18 protein-coding genes and 2 pseudogenes are annotated in these 21399 nt (G+C 58.6%); 11 read left to right on the top strand and 9 right to left on the bottom strand.

The annotated features are described in order from the left end of the window. Positions 1-3: 3 nt before the first annotated feature. Genes mmsB through H3Z84_RS08940 form a run of 5 tightly spaced genes read right to left on the bottom strand, consistent with a single transcriptional unit; the run spans position 4 to position 5535 of the window. Positions 4-891, bottom strand: coding sequence for a 3-hydroxyisobutyrate dehydrogenase (mmsB, locus tag H3Z84_RS08960; RefSeq protein WP_199457218.1), 888 nt, complete (start codon positions 889-891; stop codon positions 4-6). Between the two features lie 40 nt (positions 892-931). Further along, positions 932-2017, bottom strand: coding sequence for an enoyl-CoA hydratase/isomerase family protein (locus H3Z84_RS08955; protein ID WP_199457217.1), 1086 nt, complete (start codon positions 2015-2017; stop codon positions 932-934). 13 nt (positions 2018-2030) lie between these two features. Further along, positions 2031-2810, bottom strand: coding sequence for an enoyl-CoA hydratase (locus tag H3Z84_RS08950; protein WP_199457216.1), 780 nt, complete (start codon positions 2808-2810; stop codon positions 2031-2033). A gap of 43 nt (positions 2811-2853) precedes the next feature. Further along, the gene (locus H3Z84_RS08945) at positions 2854-4020 is read right to left on the bottom strand and encodes an acyl-CoA dehydrogenase family protein (RefSeq protein ID WP_199457215.1); all 1167 of its coding nucleotides are present in this window, start codon (positions 4018-4020) and stop codon (positions 2854-2856) included. Positions 4021-4041: 21 nt separating this feature from the next. Next, positions 4042-5535, bottom strand: coding sequence for a CoA-acylating methylmalonate-semialdehyde dehydrogenase (locus H3Z84_RS08940; protein WP_058341040.1), 1494 nt, complete (start codon positions 5533-5535; stop codon positions 4042-4044). Between the two features lie 127 nt (positions 5536-5662). On the opposite strand from H3Z84_RS08940, the gene H3Z84_RS08935 reads away from it, so the two are divergent. The 3 genes from H3Z84_RS08935 to H3Z84_RS08925 all read left to right on the top strand — a co-directional run bounded on the left by H3Z84_RS08935 (position 5663) and on the right by H3Z84_RS08925 (position 8213). Further along, positions 5663-6583, top strand: coding sequence for an AraC family transcriptional regulator (locus H3Z84_RS08935; RefSeq protein WP_199457214.1), 921 nt, complete (start codon positions 5663-5665; stop codon positions 6581-6583). Between the two features lie 102 nt (positions 6584-6685). Then, on the top strand, positions 6686-7666 hold the full coding sequence (locus H3Z84_RS08930; protein ID WP_058341038.1) for an XdhC family protein: 981 nt from the start codon (positions 6686-6688) through the stop codon (positions 7664-7666). Between the two features lie 106 nt (positions 7667-7772). After that, entirely contained in the window at positions 7773-8213 is a 441-nt protein-coding gene (locus tag H3Z84_RS08925) for a hypothetical protein (RefSeq protein WP_199457213.1), read from the top strand. Between the two features lie 101 nt (positions 8214-8314). Here the strand turns inward: H3Z84_RS08925 and H3Z84_RS08920 are convergent, their stop codons facing one another. Then, positions 8315-10795 carry a penicillin acylase family protein gene (locus H3Z84_RS08920; RefSeq protein ID WP_199457212.1) on the bottom strand — a complete coding sequence of 827 codons (2481 nt, stop codon included), beginning with the start codon at positions 10793-10795 and terminating at the stop codon, positions 8315-8317. 365 nt (positions 10796-11160) lie between these two features. Between H3Z84_RS08920 and H3Z84_RS08915 the strand changes: the two genes are divergently transcribed. The 4 genes from H3Z84_RS08915 to H3Z84_RS08900 are packed head-to-tail and all read left to right on the top strand — an operon-like array spanning position 11161 to position 15136. Then, on the top strand, positions 11161-12267 hold the full coding sequence (locus H3Z84_RS08915; protein ID WP_199457211.1) for a polyamine ABC transporter substrate-binding protein: 1107 nt from the start codon (positions 11161-11163) through the stop codon (positions 12265-12267). An 11-nt stretch (positions 12268-12278) separates the two neighbouring features. Then, the gene (gene potA / locus H3Z84_RS08910) at positions 12279-13388 is read left to right on the top strand and encodes a polyamine ABC transporter ATP-binding protein (RefSeq protein WP_416225854.1); all 1110 of its coding nucleotides are present in this window, start codon (positions 12279-12281) and stop codon (positions 13386-13388) included. A gap of 4 nt (positions 13389-13392) precedes the next feature. Continuing rightward, positions 13393-14322: an ABC transporter permease subunit gene (locus H3Z84_RS08905; protein ID WP_199457209.1), complete on the top strand. Its 930-nt coding sequence runs from the start codon at positions 13393-13395 to the stop codon at positions 14320-14322. Continuing rightward, entirely contained in the window at positions 14315-15136 is an 822-nt protein-coding gene (locus tag H3Z84_RS08900; RefSeq protein WP_228285680.1) for an ABC transporter permease subunit, read from the top strand. The genes H3Z84_RS08905 and H3Z84_RS08900 overlap by 8 nt, the downstream gene beginning before the upstream one ends. A 236-nt stretch (positions 15137-15372) precedes the next feature. On the opposite strand, the gene H3Z84_RS08895 is transcribed toward H3Z84_RS08900, so the two are convergent. The 3 genes from H3Z84_RS08895 to H3Z84_RS08885 form a co-directional block, all read right to left on the bottom strand. After that, positions 15373-16416, bottom strand: coding sequence for a proline racemase family protein (locus tag H3Z84_RS08895; RefSeq protein ID WP_199457208.1), 1044 nt, complete (start codon positions 16414-16416; stop codon positions 15373-15375). Beyond that, entirely contained in the window at positions 16413-17564 is a 1152-nt protein-coding gene (locus tag H3Z84_RS08890; RefSeq protein ID WP_199457207.1) for an alcohol dehydrogenase catalytic domain-containing protein, read from the bottom strand. Before H3Z84_RS08890 ends, H3Z84_RS08895 begins: the two co-directional genes overlap by 4 nt. 272 nt (positions 17565-17836) lie before the next feature. Then, entirely contained in the window at positions 17837-18940 is a 1104-nt protein-coding gene (locus H3Z84_RS08885; RefSeq protein ID WP_199457206.1) for an AI-2E family transporter, read from the bottom strand. Positions 18941-19114: 174 nt separating this feature from the next. On the opposite strand from H3Z84_RS08885, the pseudogene H3Z84_RS17275 reads away from it, so the two are divergent. The 4 genes and pseudogenes from H3Z84_RS17275 to H3Z84_RS08865 all read left to right on the top strand — a co-directional run. Beyond that, positions 19115-19486 (top strand): annotated as a pseudogene (locus H3Z84_RS17275) (thiol-disulfide oxidoreductase DCC family protein). 119 nt (positions 19487-19605) lie between these two features. Further along, entirely contained in the window at positions 19606-19872 is a 267-nt protein-coding gene (locus H3Z84_RS08875; RefSeq protein ID WP_199457205.1) for a hypothetical protein, read from the top strand. 35 nt (positions 19873-19907) lie between these two features. Further along, positions 19908-20207 (top strand): annotated as a pseudogene (locus H3Z84_RS17075) (transposase); the annotation flags it as partial. A 61-nt stretch (positions 20208-20268) separates the two neighbouring features. Beyond that, positions 20269-21399: IS30 family transposase (locus H3Z84_RS08865; protein WP_199457203.1), on the top strand; the 1131-nt coding region annotated here is incomplete at its 3' end.

Raw genomic sequence — 21399 nt, 5'->3', positions numbered from 1 at the left:
TGCTCAGTCTGGTTTGTAAAGCCTCAGGATACTCGAAAAGTCCAGCTCACCGTTACCCTGCCCGGCATGCAGCTGGAACAGGTTTCGGGCCAGGGAGCCCATGGGGATGGAAGCCTGGTTGGCGACCGCGTTATCAAACGCCAGCCCCAGGTCCTTGGTCATCAGGTTCACCAGGAAGCCACCCTGGTAATCCCGGGATGCCGGCACCCCTTCCATCACACCCGGCCACGGGTTGTACACGTTCAGCGCCCAGTTGCCGCCGGAGCTCTGCTTCATGATTTCCGACAGTACCGCAGGGTCCAGGCCATTTTTGACGCCCAGAGCCAAGGCTTCGCTGGTGCCGGCCATCAGGATGGCCAGCATCATGTTGTTGCAGATCTTGGCAACCTGGCCCGCGCCGTGGGGTCCCGCGTGGAAGATGTTCTTGCCCATGGCTTCCAGAACCGGCCGTGCCTTGTTGTAGGTGGCCACTTCGCCGCCGCAGATAAAGGTGAGTGTACCGGCCTTGGCGCCACCTACGCCGCCGGATACCGGCGCGTCGATAAAGGCCAGGTCTTTTGCTGCGGCAGCTTCTGCCACCGCCCGGGAGGTTTCCGGGGCAATGGTGGAGGAGTCAATCACCAGGGTGCCGGCCGGCAGGGCTGCCAGCAGGCCGTCTTCGCCCAGGTACACCGCTTCCACATGCTTGCCCGCCGGCAGCATGGTGATTACGCACTCGGTGCCCTGGGTTGCCGCTTTAGCTGAATCCGCAGTGCTGGCCCCTTCGGCCACCAACGCTTCAACCGCCGGTTTGGACAGGTCGAAAACCGTGACCTCATGCCCCGCCTTCAGCAGGTTGGAGGCCATGGGCCCGCCCATGTTGCCCAGACCAATAAAGGTTACCTTCGCCATCTTGCTTCTCCTTGTTTTTGTAGCAGTGCGCCGGGATTTATCAGTGCCCGGGCGCCTGGCTGAAAAATTCTTCAATCCACTCATTGTCCAGTTCCGCCAGCGACGCATAACGCCAGCGGGGCTGCATGTCTTTGTCGATCAGCAATGCCCGGATGCCTTCGGCAAACTCGCCCTTCTTCAGGCAGTTCACCGACATCACCAGCTCGTTATCCAGCACCTGTTTCAGGCTGTCGCGCTGGCTGCGCTGCAGATGTTTCCAGGTCAGGGCCAGCGAGGTGGGTGAGGCACTGGCCAATCCCTTCACAGCTTTGCCCAGCCAACCCTCTCGGCCGCCCAGGTCCTTAAGCTGCGCTACCACCTGCTCAAGGGAATCGCCATCGGTGGCCTGCTGGATATCATCAAAGTGATCGCGAACCGCAGACGCCGGCAGCGCCTCCCGGCTTTGCTTTTCATACTGGCGCAGTACCGAGCTGACAACACTATTTGCGCTGGAACCCTGCCAGTTGGCGAAGGCCAGGGCATCAATCACCTGCCCTTTGAGTTCGTGGCTGACGAACCGGTCTGCCATGCCCACAAACAGCGCATCGGCTGGGTTCATGCGGGTGCCGGTCAGCCCCAGAAACATGCCGGTACGCCCGGGCATGCGGTTCAGGAACCAGCCGGCGCCGATATCCGGGTACAGGCCGATGCTCACTTCCGGCATGGCCAGTTTCGAGTGCTCGGTAACTACCCGGTGGGAAGCGCCCGCCATCAGGCCGATGCCGCCGCCCATTACAATGCCATTGCCCCAGCACACAACCGGTTTGGGGAAAGTATGGATCAGGTAGTCCAGCTCGTATTCTTCGGTGAAGAACCGTTCACCTTCAGCCAGCTTTCCGGGCTCGGTCATGCTGCGGTACAGGGACACGATATCGCCACCGGCGCAGAAGGCCTTGTCGCCCTCGGCTTCCAGCCAGACCGCACATACGCTGTCATCGTCGGCCCAGCGTTGCAGCTGCGGCTTGAGCAGGCGGATCATGTCCATAGACAGCGAATTCAGGTTGCGCGGGCTGTTCAGCCTGGCGACCGCAATCCGGCCACCGCCGTTTGTGGTCCACTCTTCAAATACCATCGGTTGATCGCTCATAGCAGCCCCGGGCTTATCGGTTTTTCCATTCCGGCTTGCGCTTCTCTAGGAACGCATTCACGCCTTCTTTCTGGTCTTCGGTGTGGAACAGCTCCACAAACAGTTCCCGCTCCATGCGCCAGCCATCAGTGTGGCTACGGCCATCACGGGCGCTCATCACCAGCTGCTTGCAGCGGGCAATCGAAGACGGGCTCTGCTTGCAGGCGCCTTCGGCCAGCTTCAGGGCGGCTGCCAGGCCTTGTCCAGACGGCACCACTTCTTCCACCAGACCAATCTGCAGCGCCTTGCTGGCATCTACCCGCTCGCCGCACAGAATCATGCGCTTGGCCCAGCCCTCGCCTACCAGCCAGGGCAGGTTCTGGGTGCCACCGGCGCAGGGCAGCAGGCCAACACCGGCTTCTGGCAGCGCCATCTGGGCGTGCTCTTCGGCAATGCGGATATCGCAGGACAGCGCACATTCCAGGCCACCGCCCATGGCGTAGCCGTTAATGGCGGCAATCGACACACCCCGGAAGGCGGTCAGCGTGGCGAAGGCCTGGCCGAACTTCTGGGCCATTTCGTTGGCCCGGGCGCGGTCGCCATCGGCAAAGGTTTTCAGGTCCGCCCCGGCGGAGAAAAATTTCTCACCCTGGCCGGTGACCACCAGCGCGAAGATGTTGCGGTCGGCGTTGAGGTCTTCAATGGTGGCTTCCAGAGCCGCCAGGGAGTCTGCCGTCCAGGTATTGGCCGGCGGGTTAGCGATGGTCAGGATCGCAATGTGATCGCGCTTTTCCAGTTGAATCAGTTCGCTCATGGTAAATTCCTTTGGTTGTTCCGGTGCTGATGATTGGGGCCGGTTACTGGATGGCTTCGGCAACGCCGTCTTCCAGCATGCGGCGGGCAATAATCAGGCGCATGATTTCGTTGGTGCCTTCGAGAATCTGGTGTACCCGAAGGTCCCGCACATAGCGCTCCAGCGGGTATTCCCGAATGTAGCCGTAGCCGCCGTGCAACTGCAGGGCCTCGTTGGCCACCTCGAAACAGGCATCGGTGGCGAAGCGCTTGGCCATGGCGCAATGCAAGGTGGCTTCCGGGTCGCCGGCATCCAGCTTGAAGGCACCCAGGCGCACCATCTGCCGGGCCGCCACCAGGTTGGTAGCCATATCCGCCAGCTTGAACTGCAGGGCCTGGAACGCGGCCAGTGGCTTACCGAACTGCTGGCGCTCGTGCAGGTAATTGCGCGCCCGCAGCAGCGCCGCCTGGGCGCCGCCCAGCGAACAGGTAGCAATGTTCAGGCGGCCGCCATCCAGGCCCTTCATGGCAATGGCGAAGCCGTCGCCTTCATTACCAATTCGGTTACTGGCCGGAATACGCACGTCTTCCAGGGTGACCAGCCGCGTGGGCTGGCTGTGCCAACCCATCTTTTCCTCGTTCTTGCCGTAGGAAACACCCTCGGCATTGGCAGGGATCACAAAGGTGGAAATCCCCTTGGCGCCACTGTCGGCATCGCCGGTACGGGCCATCAGTACCAGCACATCGGTGGCACCGGCGCCGGAGATAAACATCTTGCTGCCGTTGATCACATAGCTGTCGGCGTCACGAACCGCCCTGGTACGCAGGCTGGCGGCATCGGAGCCGGCCCCCGGTTCGGTCAGGCAGTAGGAGGCCAGCCATTCACCGCTGGCCAGCCTGGGCACAAACTCCTGCTTCAGGTCGTCCGAGGCAAAGCTGGCTACCATCCAGGTGGCCATGTTGTGAATCGTGATAAAGGCCGCCGTGGACGGGCAGGCCATGGCCAGCTCTTCCACGATCACCGAGGTGTCCATGCGGGACAAGCCCATGCCGCCCAGGGCTTCCGGGGTATAAATCCCCATAAAGCCCATCTCGCCGGCTTCTTTCATCACCTCCACCGGGAAGGTGTGGTCTACATCCCACTGGCCGGCATAGGGTGCCATGGCTTTGTCGGCAAAGGCCCGGGCCGCATCCCGGAACGCCAACTGGTCTTCGGTCAGGTTGAAATCCATCGTTCAGCTCCCTGCTCGGCGTTACCGGAGTTGGATGGAGAAGTTGGCTTCGGTAGACGTCGCTTCACTGTTAAACCAGCGGGAGGTGACGGTCTTGGTTTCGGTGTAGAAACGCACTGCCTGCTTGCCGTAAGCGTGCTGGTCACCGTAGAAGGAACCTTTCCAGCCAGTGAAAGAGAAGAACGGCAGGGGCACCGGGATGGGAATATTCACACCCACCTGGCCGACTTCGATTTCGTGCTGGAAGCGGCGGGCAGCACCACCGTGGTTAGTGAAGATAGACGTTCCGTTGCCATAAGGACTGTTGTTGATCAGCTCGATGGCTTCGCCAAGGTCGTTCGCGTTCATGCAGGTGAGCACCGGGCCGAAGATTTCTTCTTTATAGATGTCCATTTCCGGCGTGACTTCGCTGAACAGGGTGGGCCCTACCCAGTTACCGTCCGGCAGGCCATCCACTGTGCAGCCGCGACCATCCAGCATCAGCTTCGCACCCTGGGCTTCGCCGGTGGCGATCAGGGCTTCAACCCGCTCCTTGGCCCTCGGGCTAATCACCGGGCCATAGCTGGCACCGGAGTCGTTCCAGGCACCCGGGCGCACCTTCGCCATGGCTTCCTTCAGTTCCGGGATCCACTCTTGCGCCGCGCCGACAAACACCGCCACGGAGATAGCCATGCAACGCTGGCCGGCGGCACCCACAGAGGCACCCACCAGGGCATTGATCACCTGCTGCTTGTCGGCATCCGGCATGATCACCATGTGGTTCTTGGCGCCGGCAAAGCTCTGTACGCGCTTCATGTTGCGGGTGCCGGTTTCGTAGATGTAACGGCCGACCGGTACCGAACCCACAAAGGAAATGGCCTTGATGGCGGGATCGTTCAGCAGGGTATCCACCTGCTCCTTGGCACCGTGTACTACCTGCAGAACGCCCTTGGGCGCACCGGCTTCTTCGAACAGTTCTGCCAGGCGCATCGGGGTCAGCGGGTCCTGCTCGGACGGCTTTAGTACAAAGGTGTTACCGCAGGCGATGGCCATGGGGAACATCCACAGGGGAATCATGGCCGGGAAGTTGAACGGGGTAATGCCGGCGCACACGCCCAGCGGCTGGATCCAGGAGTGGGTATCCACTTCCCGCGCGACGTTTTCAACGGTCTCGCCCATCATCATGGACGCCACGTTGGCGGCATGCTCTACCACTTCGATACCGCGCCAGACATCGCCCTTGGCGTCATCAAAGGTCTTGCCGGTTTCCTGGGACAGAATTTCGGCAATCTCGTCGTGGTGCTCTTTCAGCAGGGCCTGGTAACGCAGCATCACCCGCGCCCGCTCGGATACCGGGGTTTCTTTCCAGCTCTTGAACACTTCGCCGGCGTTGTCGATGGCCTTGCGCATTTCGTCCGCCGTGGCGCAGGGCACCTGGGCGATGACTTCGTTGGTGGCCGGGTTGGTCACGTCGATCCAGTTCTGGGTCTGGCTCTGAACAAATTCACCAGCAATAAACTGAGGTACTTTTTTCATGAGGATGGTCCCTGTTTGTTGTTGTCCGGGAGTGCCGTGGCCCGCTGAATAACGCAGCGGACCTGGCGATGATTTTCCAAAAGACTAGCACGCTCCTTGCCGCCTGATGATTGACTAAGTTTCGCCCATGATGGATTATTTTTCGATGACCAGTCATCAAAGCACCAAGCCATCCGCGCAAACCTCCCAGTGGCCTGTTCCTGCGGACAGCGTTCGCTATGTGGTTCCGGAGCCCATCGTCCGCCAACTGGCGCACCACCCACTTACCCGGGAGCTGTACCCGCTGGCGTTCGGCCATTACCGGCGGGCGGCGGGCCATCACATGCATCGGGAACACCATCGTGACAATCTTTTGATCTATTGCACCGATGGCAAAGCTTTTCTGAACGTGGCGGGCGAACCTTACACCGTCAGCGCCGGCGACCTGTTGCTGCTGCCCGCCGGCGCCAGCCACCGCTACACCGCAGACCCGGACAATCCATGGACTATTCACTGGGTGCATTACACCGGCCCGCTGGCAGCGGAGTTTGGTGACTACATGGGGTTTGATGACAACACCCGAGTGCTCCATCTGGGGCGCCAGCCCCGCCTGCTGGTAGACTTCAACGGCCTGCTGTCGGTTCGCCAGACCGGCTTCCGCACCAAGGGGCTGATCCACGCCAGCAATCGCCTGCGACAGCTGCTGAGTGCCGTCCCCATGAACGTGGATGAAACCGGCCAGGCCCGGCAAGCCGAGCTGGACACCCTTCACAACTACATGCGTGAACACCTGGAAGAGCGACTGACCTTGCAGCAACTGGCCGAACTCAGCGGGCTGTCACCGGCCCATTTCGCCACCCGTTACCGGGAACAGACCGGCACCTCACCGATTCAGCATTTCCTGCACCTGAAGGTGGAGCGGGCCTGCGAACTGCTGGACACCACCAGCCACACCTTCGCTGACATCAGCCGGCAACTGGGTTACGACGATGCCTATTACTTCTCCCGGCTGTTCAAAAAGGTAATGGGCAAATCCCCCAGCGACTACCGGCACACCGCCAGGCACTGACCCATTGGCGCAGATAGCCTGGCTCCCTGGCCCGACTGCAATTGGCAAGGCGACAAAATTCCGGTATCACACAGGACTCACTTATTCATTCGGGAGGCGCAGATGCAGCCACTGGACATTCAGGTAGTTGACCAGGCCATCAGCTGGTGCGATGGCGGTCAGGATTTCTGGCTGTGTACGGTACTCAGTACCTTCGGCTCCTCTCCCCGGGCGCCGGGCTCCTGGCTGGTAGCACAGGCCAATGGCGACCATTGCGGCTCGTTGTCAGGCGGCTGTGTGGAAGAGGACTTTCTCGAACGCCTGCAGGAAGGCGAATTCCAGGGCCGCATCAACCGAATCCGCTACGGTGCCGCCGATGGCCTGGACAATCCCAGAGTCAGCCTGCCCTGCGGTGGCGTTCTGGATGTTCTGATTGAACACTGGCCCGCCTCAGCCAGTACCCGGGAGCACTTCCTGGCACTTCGGGCCGCCTTGAGCGGCCAGGGCCATGTGGTTCGAAAGGTTTGCCTTAAAACCGGCGAAGCCAGTGTCGAACCAGACCGGGAAACGGGCCAGAAAGTGATGGAAGACGAAGCAACCGCCACCCTGAAACTGCGGGTGGGGCCGGTATCCCGGTTGATCATTGCCGGCTTGTCGCCGGTGGCCACCGCCTGCGCCAGCTTTGCCCACAGCCTGGGTTTCGAAGTGATCGTGTGCGACCCGCGCCAGGAAGAAGCCTGCAACTTCAACATACCCGGCGTTACCCTGCACCAGGAGCTGCCCTCTGTGTGGATCGCCCGCGAAGGCTGCCACGGAGCAACCGCGGTAGTTGCCCTCACCCACGACCCGAAGATTGACGACACCGCCCTGATGGAAGCGGTGAAAACCGACGCTTTCTACATCGGCGTGATGGGTTCTTTGCGCACCTCGGAAAAACGCCGGGAGCGTTTACTGCGCATTGGCGGGCTGAACGAGCAGCAGGTTGAGCAAATCCGCATGCCCATCGGCCTGAATATCGGCAGCAAGACGCCGGCGGAGATTGCCCTGTCTGTGATGGCGGATATTGTTCGGGTACGCCAGGGCATTGCGAAGGATAACCTCTGATATTTTTTCAGTATGTCCTAATCTATCCCAAACAAATCTCCGTATAACTGATCACCCTGCCCAACTTATACCCGGGCGGTGGCCAATCAACTGTATGGAGAGAACCATGAACAAGCACAACAAAACCCGCTCCCTGTTCACCGTAGCCCTGCTGGCCGGTAGCCTCAGCGCCGGAACCGCACTGGCAGACCACCATGGCAACGACAAAGTGGGCGTATGGGGCGACGACCAGTCTGTGTCTGAAGGCACGGTAACCGCCAAGAAAGTCATGACAGAAAAGAACGGCTGGCTGGTAGTGCACCGCACCGATGAAGCCATGAAACCCGGCCCGGTAGTGGGCTATGCGCCTCTGAAGAAAGGTAAGAACATGGACGTAGCCGCCATTCTCACCGAAGAAGTGGCCGCCGGTGACATGCTGATACTGATGATTCACAGTGAAGACGGCGGCATGAAAACCGGTGTATTCGAATACACCCTGGGCGCCAAGGAAGACGGCCCCATCCGGATGGATGGCAAGTTGGTGATGGCGACGATTACGGCGCAATAAGCTGCCAGGAAACGCCAGTCGCGTTTGCAGGAACCTATCAGAAAATCCCCCGGCAGATTGAACTACCGGGGGATTTTTTCTTTACCGGATGATAGCTCTCATCACGGAGTCGCTGGCCTGGCCAGCCTGATCACCTCTCGTGCGGGATCCTGTCGAATCTCCTCCTCCGTGTAGGGGAATCGAATCCATTCTTTGTTGGAATAGGCTTCCGTCATATCGCGATAGTATGGCGAGGCAGGGTCGGTAGATTGGGAGTAGGTCACGAAACCTTCGGCAACGGGATTGCCGTCGTCGTCCCAGGTTACGGTCTGGATGTAGCTGTTTCCGAACAGAACCGGATAACCGCCATTGTCTGCCAACCCGCTTCCGCCGGTCGAGGCGATGGTGAAGGCCCCCTCGAAACTCTCGCCGCCAAATACCGGAATCCGGCTGTCTCCGTGAACACCCGAATATTGGATATCCTCAAGTTTTGCGTCGAAGGCTACACCGGCATCCTGTATTGCCTGAACTGCCGACACAAAAGCCTGAATCACCAAGGGATCCAAGGGGTTAAACATTCGCGGCGTATTAACAGGATCTGTCGAGACAAAGGGAACCAACCACTTAACCGGCGAATCCACTGGCAAGGGATTAATTCGACTCCAGAACTCGCGCCAGATATGACCACCACGGGAATCCAGATTGTAGGTTCCATCCCACGCCGCTAGCGCGGTGCAGGCCTCACCTTGCCCTGACTGGGTTAGCCCATTCAACACATCGGTTAAAGGATTGCAGTAGGCATCTAACACCGCATTCCTGGCCAGACGCTCGGACATCACCTGGCTGCCCAGAACAGTCTCCTGAAGGTTGCCCATATCAAAACCCAGTTCCCCGGGTTTACCGTCCGAGCCATCGAGCCGCTCTTCCACCTGGGTGATACACAACCGGGTACGCAGCGTGCGGGCGGTCCCTTCATCACCGATAATGCTGGCAAAGCCGGTCAGCGGCTGTTCCGGGTTGGTCAGCCAGTAGCTGTCGTTACAGTTATGAACCCAGTCACTTCGCGTCAGACTTGGCAAGTTGCCCCGCCCGAACACCCCCTCCGCCGGCGCGTCTTCGTCTGAACCCCAGGCACATGCTGCCCGGCTGCCATCCAGAATCGGCAGGCCAGGCATCACCTGGCCAAGAACAGGAGACAAGGCCGTAGCACAGCTGGTTGCCAGTTCATCAGTAACATGCGGAACAACTGTCAGATCACCGTAGTAAGCTGCTTTACCCGGGCCAGTCGCGATGGTATTCACCCATGGCGTGCCCAGCACACTGCCGTGCAACTCAACGAATTCGTCGAAGCTCGAGGCCTGGTTCCAACGGAAAAACTGGTTCAGCATGCGGTCGTTTTCGGCATTGGCATCCCTGAGGGTGTACGCCTTTAACTGCGACCAGGAGAGTATCGGGATTCCGGATACCTCGTACTCCAGCATCGGCCCATAATGGGAATGGTAAAGCGTCCGAACCTCCTCAGTCACAGATCCGTCCGGGTTCAGCGCTTCCACCACAATTTCTTGAGAGGTCATGTCTATCCACTCCCCCTCATACCAGTATTGGGTCGGGTCAGTGGGGTTCAACGACAACTCGTAAAACGAGAACCGGTAGGCTGTGGAGACTGTGTGGCTCCAGGCAAAGTGTTCGTTAAAGCCGATCAGGACAGCCGGCAATCCATAGAGTGCCGCCCCCATGATCTCAGCTCTATCCCCTACTTTCAGGTGCGCAAGATAAAGCCGCTCGGTCTTCTCCCAGGGAAAATGCGGGTTGCCAAACAGCAGGGATTGTCCATCCCGGGTGGCCTCTTTGGAAAGAGCATACATGTTGCTGCCGATATTGAGTTCCCGGGAGAGCGGGAACGGCAACGCACCATCCAGTGACTCCAACATATCGTCCAGAATATCCGGGTCTGGCGCCGCAGCATCCACGGACCCCAGTGCAGGAGGCTGCGCGGTGGCTATACCTTCCACAAAGACCGAAGAACTGGCTAACACGGCCAGCCGGAAATAGCGGCGGAACATGTCGTCCTCAGTGAGTGGCAATAGCCAGTCGCTGTTTCTGCACGCAAGGTGACGACCGGAATGATCGCCCGTGCGGATTTCCTCCAGATACTGATTGTAACCGTCCGCATAGCCTTTCGTGGCGGCAATGACTTCCGGGTCACTGTTACTTTTGAAGGCTTCAATAGCCTCGTCAGTGATAACCGACCGCCAGAAGAAGTCGGCATCCACGTTACTTGCTTCAGCATCATTAGATGGAATGGAATATCGACCCTCGCCACCCAGGTAGCGGGCCCGCAGCCCCCGGACCGTCAGGGTGTCTTCAGCAAGCAGGCAAAGATTGTCTTCTGCCTGAACATAGCCGTAGCCATACCCCATACCAGCAAAGTCCGGCGCTTCGATATGGGGTATACCAAAAGATGTCCTGGTAATCGTTACTCCCGCAGGGCGTTCAAGCCTGGGAGCCTCGGTATCAGGCTCTGCCCGGCTCTCTTGTGCAGAGTTACCACCGCCCGAGCTCAGGCAGCCCGTTGTCGAGGCCACCAGCACAGCCAGCAGCATGGCGCGCTTTGTTGTCATCATGTTGGTTGCTCCATCGTGCTTGGTTCTTTTTATAGTGACCGGCCTGTCGGCCAGTTTTTATACACCAAGACAATTTATCGCATAATATAAATCATACCAACTATTATGAACGGTGCAGTGGGCTCATCGTTGGAGCTATATTCCTACCAAATCATGGTAATCCGCATAGAATCGCCCTGGCGGTTTTCCCTGTGCAAATCATGTACGCACAACCCCGGATCCCATTATTGAAATTTAGGTAGCGCCTACCCTCACATCGTGTTAAAAATCGCTCGGATCCCACCAGAACCGCGTGCGTCCTGCACGTTTTGTATCCATCCCTTTTCAGTGAGGGACACCATCCAATGTTCAAGTTGTGTAAGCCACAGGCGCTTGCCGCCGCTGTTGCGTTGTCTCTGGGTGCCTCTTCGGTTTTTGCTGCCGGAGAAGTGCGTGTTTATAACTGGTCTGACTACATCGCCGAGGACACCCTGGCGAAGTTCACCCAGGAAACCGGCATCAAGGTTGTCTACGACGTTTACGACAGCAACGAGGTGCTGGAAGCTGCGCTGTTGTCTGGCCGCTCCGGTTACGACCTTGTTGTGCCCTCCAACCACTACGTGGCCAAGCAGATTTCTGCCAAGGCGTTCGTGGCGCTGGACCACAGCAAGCTGCCGAACATGGCCAACCTGAACCCGGACCTGATGGACGACCTGGAAAAGGTGGACCCGGGCAGCCAGTTCTCCCTGCCGTACCTGTGGGGCACCAACGGCTATGGCTACAACGAAGGCCGCATCCAGGAAATCCTGGGCGACAGCGCCCCGACCGACTCCTGGGCTCTGGTGTTTGATCCCGAGGTGACCGGCAAGCTGGCCGCCGGTGGTTGTGGCATTGCCATGCTGGATTCTGGCGAAGAGATGGTTCGTGCCGCCATGGCCTACATGGGCCTGGACCCGAACAGCAACAACGCCGACGACATCAAGAAAGGCGGTGAGGTGATCAAGGCGGTACGCCCGAACATTACCTACTTCCATTCGTCCCGTTACATTGGCGATCTGGCCAACGGTGACCTGTGCGTGGCCGCCGGCTATTCCGGCGACATCCTGCAGGCCGCTGCCCGTGCTGAAGAAGCCGAGAACGGCAACGTCATCCGCTACACCATCCCCAAAGAGGGCGCGGTGCTGTGGTTCGACATGATGACCATTCCGGCCGGCGCGCCGAACGTGGAAAATGCCCACAAGCTGATGAATTTCCTGATGCGCCCGGAGATCATCGCCGATGTGACCAACTACGTGTGGTACGCCAACCCGAACAAGGCGGCCGATGAATTTGTCGATCCGGAAATCCTGAGCGACACCAGCATCTACCCCACCGATGAGGTGATGAAGAAGCTGTACATCATGGAAGGTCGGCCTCAGGACGCGCAGCGCCTGATGACCCGCACCTGGACCAGCGTGAAATCCGGTCGCTGACGGTGGCCGTAATCAACAACACCTCCGCGCAAGCGGAGGTGCTCCTCAGCATCAAGGGTATTTCCAAGAGCTTCGACAGCACCCTGGCGGTGGACGACGTGAGCCTGGACATCCACAAGGGCGAGATCTTTGCCCTGCTGGGTGGTTCCGGCTCTGGCAAGTCGACCCTGCTGCGCATGCTGGCCGGCTTTGAAACCCCGGATTCCGGCCACATCGTGCTGGACGGTCAGGACATCACTGCCCTGCCCCCATATCTGCGGCCCACCAACATGATGTTCCAGTCCTATGCCCTGTTCCCGCACATGACGGTGGAGCAGAACATTGCTATGGGCCTGAAGCAGGACAAACTGCCGAAAAGCGAAATCGCCGACCGGGTGGCGGCCATGCTCAAGCTGGTAAAAATGGAGGCCTACGGCAAGCGCCGGCCCCAGCAATTATCCGGTGGCCAGCAGCAACGTGTGGCCCTGGCCCGCTCCCTGGCCAAACGCCCTAAATTGTTGCTGCTGGACGAACCCATGGGCGCGCTGGACAAAAAACTGCGCACAGAAATGCAGCTGGAGCTGGTGGACATCCTGGAAAAGGTCGGCGTGACCTGCCTGATGGTGACTCACGACCAGGAAGAAGCCATGACCATGGCCAGCCGCATTGCCATCATGTCTTACGGCCGGATTGCCCAGGTGGGCTCGCCCATTGATATCTATGAGAGCCCGAACAGCCGCATGACGGCGGAGTTCATCGGCTCGGTGAATATCTTCGAGGCGAACATCCTGAAAGACAACTCCGACAGCATCTCGCTGACCAGCGACCTGCTGGACGCACCGGTGTTTATCGACCGGGGTGTAACCACGCCCGCAGAAACCACGGAAACCCTGATCGCCCTGCGCCCGGAGAAGATCTACCTGACCACCGAGAAGCCCGAAGGCGACACCAACTGGAGCTGTGGCACGGTAGACAACATTGCCTATCTTGGCGACATCACGTCTTACTACGTTAAGCTGGCCAGTGGTAAGCGGGTTCAGGCCACCATGGCCAACGTGGAACGCCGGGGTGAGCGGCCCACCTGGGGTGACCGGGTCTATGTATCCTGGGAAGCCTCCAGCCCTATCCTGCTCTGGAACTAAGACCATGACCAAGAAGCTTCTGGCAACCCCCTTCGCGGAGCGGGTGCGGGCAGTGGTATTCCATCGCCGGGTGGTATTCGGCGTGCCCTTCGCCTGGCTGCTGCTGTTCTTCCTGCTGCCATTCGCGCTGGTACTGAAGATCAGCCTGACCTCAGCGGTGATGGCTATTCCGCCCTACGAGCCGGTGTTCCGATGGGTGGATAACACCCTGTCGGTGGTGGTGAACTTTGGCAATTACCTGTTCCTGGCCTCCGACAGCCTGTACATCGCCGCCTATTGGGGCTCGGTGAAAACCGCATTCCTGGCCACCCTGTTCTGCCTGCTGATCGGCTACCCCATGGCCTATGCCATGGCCCGGGCGCCCAAGCACTGGCAGCTGGTGTTCCTGCTGATGGTGATGCTGCCGTCCTGGACCTCGTTCCTGATTCGCGTGTACGCCTGGATGGGCATCCTGGGAAACCAGGGGCTGCTGAACAGCTTTCTGATGTGGCTGGGGCTGATCGACTCACCCCTGAAGATGCTGAACACCAACTTTGCGGTGATTCTGGGCATCGTCTACGCCTACCTGCCGTTCATGATCCTGCCCATCTACACCAACCTGGTGAAGCTGGACGTGCGCCTGCTGGAGGCAGCATCGGATCTTGGCTGCCGTAGCCTGACTACTTTCTGGGCCATCACCTTGCCGTTATCCAAGGCCGGTATCCTGGCGGGCTCCATGCTGGTGTTCATTCCGGCAGTGGGCGAGTTTGTGATTCCGGAACTGCTGGGCGGGCCGGATACCCTGATGATCGGCAAGGTGCTGTGGGAAGAGTTCTTCAACAACCGCGACTGGCCGGTAGCTTCTTCGCTGGCGATTGTGATGCTGGCCTTGCTGCTGATTCCGATTGTGCTGTTCCACCGTTTCCAGGCTCGGGAGATGGAAAAGAATGGTTAAGCTGAAAGCCCCCGGCTTCTCAAAATCCATGCTATTGCTGGGCATGCTGTTCCTGTACCTGCCAATGGTGGTGTTGATCGTTTACTCGTTCAATTCCTCGCGGCTGGTGTCTGTGTGGGCCGGCTTTTCCACCAAGTGGTACGGTGCGCTGTTTGCCAATGAACAGATTCTGTCTGCAGTCTGGATGAGCCTGCGCATTGCCTTCTATTCCGCCAGCATGGCGGTGTGTCTGGGCACTTTGTGCGCCTTTGTGATTACCCGGTTCAAGAAGATGCGCGGGCGTACGCTGCTTTCCAGCATGATCACGGCGCCGCTGGTGATGCCAGAGGTGATCACCGGTTTGTCGTTGTTGCTGCTGTTTGTGCAGATGGCGCAGTTGATTGGCTGGCCGGTGGACCGTGGCATGGCGACGATCTGGATTGCTCACACGACCTTTTGCAGTGCCTATGTGGCGGTGGTGGTGAGTGCGCGCTTGCGGGAGGTGGATTTGTCCATTGAGGAGGCGGCCATGGATTTGGGTTGTACGCCGCTGAAGACTTTCTTTGTGATCACGCTGCCGGTGATTGCGCCGGCGCTGGTTTCGGGGTGGTTGCTGGCGTTTACTTTGTCGCTGGATGATCTGGTGATTGCCAGTTTTGTGTCCGGGCCGGGGGCGACGACGTTGCCGATGGTTGTGTTCTCGTCTGTTCGGATGGGGGTGTCGCCGGAGATTAATGCGTTGGCTACTTTGATTATTGCGGCGGTTTCGGTGATTGCCTTCATCGCCTGGTTCTGGATGCGGCGGGCGGAGAAGCGGCGATTGCGGCCTCGGTGAGTGGCTGGCTCGGGGTCGGGCTTGGGCTCCTATCCGTTTGGTTGTGGGGGCGGGCTGGGAGGTGGGGTGTGTTTTTCTTCTGGAAAAAACAACTCGCTTCGCTCAGACATCTTTTTTCCTGCCAGAAAAACACACCCCACCTCCCGCCGGCTTAACTTTATGGGAACCTCTCCCCCTCTCCCGCCGGCTTTACTTCGTTCGCCTCCGTGGCTTGTCTGCGGACTAGGTTCTGCAGGTTAAGGCACATCTTCTGATTTGAGGATGTGAGTCAGGCCGTTGCATTCCACCATGGGGTCGTCGCAGTTCACTACGATGTCGGACTTTGCGATGACGTAGGCTTTGCCGGTTATGTTGTTTTTGACCACCTGGTATTTCCCTGCCTTTTCCACTTCGGTGAATTCTCCGATGAAGCCGGTTTCCCTCAGGGATATGGTTTCGAGTTTGTCGCCGGGTTTGATTTGGCCCTCGTGGTTCATTAACGCCAGTCTTGCGGAGGTTCCGGTGCCGGTGGTGCTTCGGCAGATGACGCCGGGGTGGACGTAGGTTGCTGAGCGTGAGCGGTAGTAGCCTTCGGCTATTTGTTCTACCGGGCCCATGAAGTGGAGGAACGGGAGGGGGCCCACGTCGCCCAGGGTGTAGTGGGAGAAGCCTCTTTCGGCCTGGATGGCTTCGACGATGGCGTGGGCGGTTTGGGCTAGTTGGTGCTCTTCGTCCAGGGTGAGGTCGAAGCCGAGGGATTTGGCGTCTACCAGGGCGTAGAAGCCGCCGCTGTAGGCGACGCTGTAGTTGACCTTGCCGATGCCGGGTACGTTGGTGCTGGCGTTGTGGGTGTGGATGTAGCTGGGCAGGCCTTCGCAGGTGATGGCTTCTACTACGCCGTTGTGCACGGTGGCTTCTATGTTTACCAGGCCGGCTGGGGATTCGAGTTTGAAGTGTTGTTTGCCTTCCTGTTTCCGGACTATGCCGGTTTCCAGAACTGCCGTTGCCGTGCAGATGGTGTTGGAGCCGGAGTAGATGGGGTAGCCCATGACTTCCATGATGATGTAACCGGCGGCGGCTTCGGGGTTGGTGGCGGGTACCAGCAGGTCTACGGACATTTCGGGGATGCCGTAGGGTTCTTCCAGCAGCAACCGCCGCAGGCCGTCGGCGTCGTCGCGCAGGTATTCCATCTGGGCCCTTACCGTATCTCCCGGCAAGTTCTTGATGCCGCCGGTGACGATGCGGCTGACGTCACCGCCGGCATGGGTATCCATCAGTTGAATGGTGAGTTCAGGTTTCATCCGCCCGCCTCCACGGCAAAGGGTTGGCCGTGTGCCTGCCACTGGGCATCCGGCACGATGACGATCTTGCCCAGGTAGTTGCTGCCACGGTTCACGAAATACTCTTCGGCGTTGTGCAGGTCAGACAGTTTGAACGCGCCGTGCAGGACGGGTTTCAGCTGGCCATGGCGTATCCAGGTCATCAACTGGTTTGCTTCTTCCCGGGTGCCGTGAGACACGCCGAAGATCTGCACCTGGTACAGGTAGATTCGGGTCCAGAGGATTTCGCTGATGTTGCCGCCACTGGCACCGGCGATGCTCAGGCGCGGGTAGGTGCTGCGGGCGTTCATGTCGAAGATCATGGCGTCGATGAATTTGTCGGTCATTTCGCCGCCTACCAGGTCCATCACTGCGTCCAGGGGTTTTCCGCCGTTTTCATTCTTAACTCGGTCTACGAAGGCGTTCATGTTGCTGCGATCCAGCACCGCTTCGGCGCCAAGGTCGAGCAGTGCGTTCGCTTTGTCTTGTTGGCTCAGCGCGTAGGGAATGGCACCGATGATTCGGCAAAGCTGGATTAGTGCCGTGCCCACCCCACCGCTGGCACCCGTGACCAGCACCCGCTCGTCCGCCTGCACATTGGCGGAGGTGAGCATGTGGTAGGCGGTCTGGTAGGAACACATGCCCATGGCCGCCAGTTCGGCATCGGCCAGTTCCGGATTCGGGATATGGTGAAACTGGTCAGACGGCAGGGCCACGTATTCGGCGTAACCACCATCGGCGCCATGGCCGTAGTAATCCGGCGTAAGATTGATGTCGGTGCGGTCGTTGGCGTAGATGTTGAAGTCCAGCAGGCCGCGCTCCCCGATACGTTGTTCGCTGACGCCCTCACCCAATGCGACTACACGGCCCACAATATCGGCACCCTGAATGCGTGGGAAGGTCAGCGTGGGTTTGCCGCCCATCTGGAACGAGGTCATCTCGCCTTTTTTAGTGGGGTACAGGCCTTCACGGGCTTTGCGGTCGGTGTTGTTCTTGGCGGTGGCGGTTACCTGGACCAGGACCTGGCCTGCTGCCGGCCTGGGTACCGGAACATTCTGGTATTCAAGCTTTTCCAGGCCGCCATGGGCGGTGAGGACCATGGCTTTCATGGTGGGCGGGATGTCGGGCATTGAATTCTTCCTGCTGTGGTGAATTCTTTGATTCACTGAGCATAGGAAAGATCTGGCTTTGTGTCAGGGAACGTGATGAGTTTGGCTTGGGCTCCCATCCTTCTGGTTGTGGGGGCGGGCTGGGAGGTGGGGCGTGTTTTTCTTCTGGAAAAAATAACTCGCTTCGCTCAGACATCTTTTTTCCTGCCAGAAAAATACGCCCCACCTCCCGCCGGCAGAACCTTGTTGGAAAGGAAGCTCAGTTCGTGATCGAGCGTTGTGTTTTAGACGGCTTATCGAGCAATTACTTTGTACACCGGACGCAGTCTCGGGATTTGTTTTAGGATCACTTGAATTACTGTCATCAGGGGGACGGCCAGCAGTACGCCTACCGGGCCCCAGAGCCAGCCCCAGAAGAAGATGGATACGAAGATGATGACGGGGTTGATGGCCATGCGGAATCCGTGGATCCAGGGTTCCAGGAAGAAGCCGACGATGGTGGTGAGCAGGATGAAGCTTAGCGGTGCCAGTGCCATCATCCATACGGTGTCCAGGGTCAGTGCCGACACCAGTGCCAGTAGCGCGATGGTGAGCATGTTACCGAGGTAGGGAATAAACCGGGCAAGGCCGGCGATCAGGCCCCATACGGCCGGGTCTGGCAGGCCGATGGCCCAGCAAGTGAGCCCGGTGATCAGGCCTACCGACAGGTTGCTCAGGCCTAACACTGCCAGGTATTGGGCGATCTGGTGTTGGGAGTCGTGGGTAATTCTGAGCACGGTTTTGCGCTGAGATCTGGGGATTTGCCGCACGAAGTTGCGGATCAACCTGTCGCCGCTGACCAGCAGAAAGTAAGTCAGCGCCAACGCCAGCGCGAGGCCGGCCAGGCCGTTGCGGGCTTTTGTCATCAGCTGGCTGCGCCAGGAATCGGTCTGCAGCACCACGGTTGTCGGTTTTTCACTACCGTCCTCAGACGACAGACCCTCTACCGACTTCTCCACCTGTTCCGCAGAACGGGTGACTTTGTCCAGTTGCCGCATAATCTCACTATCGCCCACCAACAGGCGCGACAAACCTTGCGGGGCCCGCTCAGCCCACTCCAGCGCCGGTGCCGTTACAGCAGCCCCTAAACCGACAATGCCCGCCAGCACCACAAGCACCAGTACAAGCGAGCTCACCACCCGCGGAACATGCCATTTCAACCTGGCTTTTTTCACCAGGGGCGACAACAACAAGCTGGTGAGCACGGCGAGAATGATCGGCAGGACAATCTGGTGGGCCAGGTACAGGGTGTACAGAATACCCAGCGTGAACAGGCCGTAGATGGGAGTGGACAACTCGGCAAGCGCTGACGCTTTTTTGTCTTCCGGGGCGGTCTGGTCGGGCTTCTGGTCTTCCATGTGCGAGTCTGGCCTGGTGAGTGTTTACACAGAAGCCTGCGCTTCCGCAAAGACACCAGTGTAGCGTTTCGAACAAGTGGCTGCATTATCAGGGCATTACAAACGCCACGGCGCTGAACCATCAGCCACGCGGCTCGTATAGCTAACAAACGCCACCGGATAACCACCACCTGTATGAACCCAAAATACGACACCCTGTTCTACGACGGCAGCTGCCCGCTCTGCGCAAAGGAAATCCGCACCCTGCGTCGGCTGCAGCGCGGGCAACTGATCTTCGCAGACATTCACGAACAACCGGAAGGCAGCCCCTAGCTGCCCTCCCATGAAGACCTGCTCCGCCGCCTGCATTTGATGACCTGGACCGGCGAATGGGTAACCGGGCTGCACGCCAACGTGCGGGCCTGGAGCCATGCGCCGTTTGGGCGGCTGTTCAAACCGCTGTTGTGGCCGGTGATCTATCCCATTGCCAGGCGGGTTTATGAGAGCTGGGCTGACCGGCGGTATGAGCGGAAGTATGTTTGTGCCTTGGGGGTAAAGAAAACGTAGGTCGGTAAAGGTACGATTCCGCGAAATTGGGAAATCAGTCACCCATTCTTTTTTTCTGGCAGGCGATAGCTGGTATTATCGCTGCCAACATGGATTGTAAACCGCTGCAAGGAGCACAAATGCGCAATCTGCTCTCACCGTCCGTTATCGTTGCTTTGTTCGCTGGTTGTACTTCGGTTACCAGTGAGAGGCTCAACAATGCTCAGATTGAAGCCATTCAGGACCGCGTTGAAGAACGCCACCCAAACCTTTCTTCCTCTCAACAAACCGCAATTACAGAACTGGTTGTACGGGCTGTAGACAATATGGTTTTTGTGGAAGGTGGAAGCTTCATGATGGGGGAGTTTGGGGTGCCCTGTGAGCCTGGATCCACGGAACTCTTGTAGTGGCATAGTGAATCCGGCCACCTGACTTTGAGTGTATGATCACTCACACAGAAAGTCAGGTGCAGACGATGACGAAGAATAGAAGGTACAGCCCGGAATTCCGCTTGGAGGCCGCCCAGCTTGTGGTAGACCAGGGTTACACCCTGAAGGCAGCCTGTGAGGCAATGGGTGTCGGTAAATCCACGATGGAGTACTGGGTGCGCCGACTCCGAGCGGAGCGATCCGGCAAGGCTCCACAGAAAGGTGAGGCGCTGACCCCGGAGCAGCGTGAGATTCAGGAACTGAAGCGCAAGCTGCGGCGGGTGGAGGAAGAGAAGGAGATATTAAAAAAGGCTACGGTAGATTCAACCGGTCAATGCAACATAATGCACACTGGTAACTATCGGGGCTTTCAAAATGCCGCAGCAAGTATCAAAGACCAGAGGGCTGACCCATCAGCAGAAGCAGGAGCTATGGGCTCGATGGAAGAAAGGCCAGTCGCTTAGCGAGATTGGCAGAGCTCTTGGGAAGCATGCTGGATCGATTACTGGAATGCTCGCCATACATGGCGGCATTGCCCCTCTGGGACGTTCCAGGTCAGCGAGGGTGCTTAGTAGCTCTGAGCGCGAAGAGATTTCAAGAGGCATCTCAGCGGGACTGACATTTACCCAGATTGCCGACTCGATGGGACGGTCTACCTCAACCATCAGTCGAGAGGTCAGTCGGAACGGAGGAAGAAGTCAGTACAGGGCAAACGTGGCAGATCGGCGCGCCTGGGCCCAGTCAAAACGTCCGAAAAAATGCCTTCTCGCAATGAATGAGTCCCTCCGTGCAGCCGTTGCCGAAAAGCTGAGCCTTGACTGGTCTCCAGAGCAAGTAGCAGGCTGGCTAAAACGCCAGTTCCCGGACGACAAGTCGATGCATGTGTCCCATGAAACGATTTACCGAAGTCTCTTTATTCAAGCCCGAGGTGTTCTGAAGAAGGAGCTTGTCAAACACCTCCGATCAAGACGCGGTATGCGTCGATCACGACACAGAAGCTCTGAAGAAGCGGAAGCCCGCACCAGCATCACAGATTTAGTTTCTATCCGTGCTCGGCCAAAAGAGGTTGAAGACAGGGCTGTTCCTGGCCATTGGGAGGGAGACCTGATATCCGGATCCAAGAACTCACATATTGCGACGCTTGTCGAGCGGCAGTCTAGATTTACGATGCTCGTTCATGTCGGCGGCAAAGATACGGAAAGCGTTGTTTCGGCGCTTTGTCGGGAAGTCGGCCAGCTCCCCGAGGAGTTGAAGAGAACCCTGACCTGGGATCGAGGGGGTGAGCTGGGTAACCACAGGAAATTTACGCTTGCGACCGATATGCAGGTTTATTTCTGTGACCCGCAGAGCCCCTGGCAAAGAGGCAGCAACGAGAACACCAATCGTCTGTTACGCCAGTACTTCCCGAAGAAGACCGATTTATCGGGCTATTCCCAGAAGCAGTTAAATGAATTTGCACGGAAGCTGAATGAACGACCGAGGAAAACACTCGACTACCTGACACCT

Source organism: Marinobacter sp. bablab_jr003 (genome assembly GCF_016464245.1).
Lineage (GTDB): Bacteria > Pseudomonadota > Gammaproteobacteria > Pseudomonadales > Oleiphilaceae > Marinobacter > Marinobacter vinifirmus.
Note: the sequence above shows the minus strand (reverse complement) of the source record. Positions and strands in the feature narration are given on the sequence as shown.

Bases quoted from the DNA above. Each gene is read 5' to 3' on its own strand.
- H3Z84_RS08920 (WP_199457212.1), bottom strand. From the start codon at position 10,795: ATGCTGCTGGCTGTGCTGGTGGCCTCGACAACGGGCTGCCTGAGCTCG.
- H3Z84_RS08915 (WP_199457211.1), top strand. From the start codon at position 11,161: ATGTTCAAGTTGTGTAAGCCACAGGCGCTTGCCGCCGCTGTTGCGTTG.
- mmsB (WP_199457218.1), bottom strand. From the start codon at position 891: ATGGCGAAGGTAACCTTTATTGGTCTGGGCAACATGGGCGGGCCCATG.
- H3Z84_RS08925 (WP_199457213.1), top strand. From the start codon at position 7,773: ATGAACAAGCACAACAAAACCCGCTCCCTGTTCACCGTAGCCCTGCTG.
- H3Z84_RS08885 (WP_199457206.1), bottom strand. From the start codon at position 18,940: ATGGAAGACCAGAAGCCCGACCAGACCGCCCCGGAAGACAAAAAAGCG.
- H3Z84_RS08950 (WP_199457216.1), bottom strand. From the start codon at position 2,810: ATGAGCGAACTGATTCAACTGGAAAAGCGCGATCACATTGCGATCCTG.
- H3Z84_RS08955 (WP_199457217.1), bottom strand. From the start codon at position 2,017: ATGAGCGATCAACCGATGGTATTTGAAGAGTGGACCACAAACGGCGGT.
- H3Z84_RS08890 (WP_199457207.1), bottom strand. From the start codon at position 17,564: ATGCCCGACATCCCGCCCACCATGAAAGCCATGGTCCTCACCGCCCAT.
- H3Z84_RS08930 (WP_058341038.1), top strand. From the start codon at position 6,686: ATGCAGCCACTGGACATTCAGGTAGTTGACCAGGCCATCAGCTGGTGC.
- H3Z84_RS08945 (WP_199457215.1), bottom strand. From the start codon at position 4,020: ATGGATTTCAACCTGACCGAAGACCAGTTGGCGTTCCGGGATGCGGCC.
- H3Z84_RS08900 (WP_228285680.1), top strand. From the start codon at position 14,315: ATGGTTAAGCTGAAAGCCCCCGGCTTCTCAAAATCCATGCTATTGCTG.
- H3Z84_RS08905 (WP_199457209.1), top strand. From the start codon at position 13,393: ATGACCAAGAAGCTTCTGGCAACCCCCTTCGCGGAGCGGGTGCGGGCA.
- H3Z84_RS08895 (WP_199457208.1), bottom strand. From the start codon at position 16,416: ATGAAACCTGAACTCACCATTCAACTGATGGATACCCATGCCGGCGGT.
- H3Z84_RS08940 (WP_058341040.1), bottom strand. From the start codon at position 5,535: ATGAAAAAAGTACCTCAGTTTATTGCTGGTGAATTTGTTCAGAGCCAG.
- H3Z84_RS08875 (WP_199457205.1), top strand. From the start codon at position 19,606: ATGCGCAATCTGCTCTCACCGTCCGTTATCGTTGCTTTGTTCGCTGGT.
- H3Z84_RS08935 (WP_199457214.1), top strand. From the start codon at position 5,663: ATGATGGATTATTTTTCGATGACCAGTCATCAAAGCACCAAGCCATCC.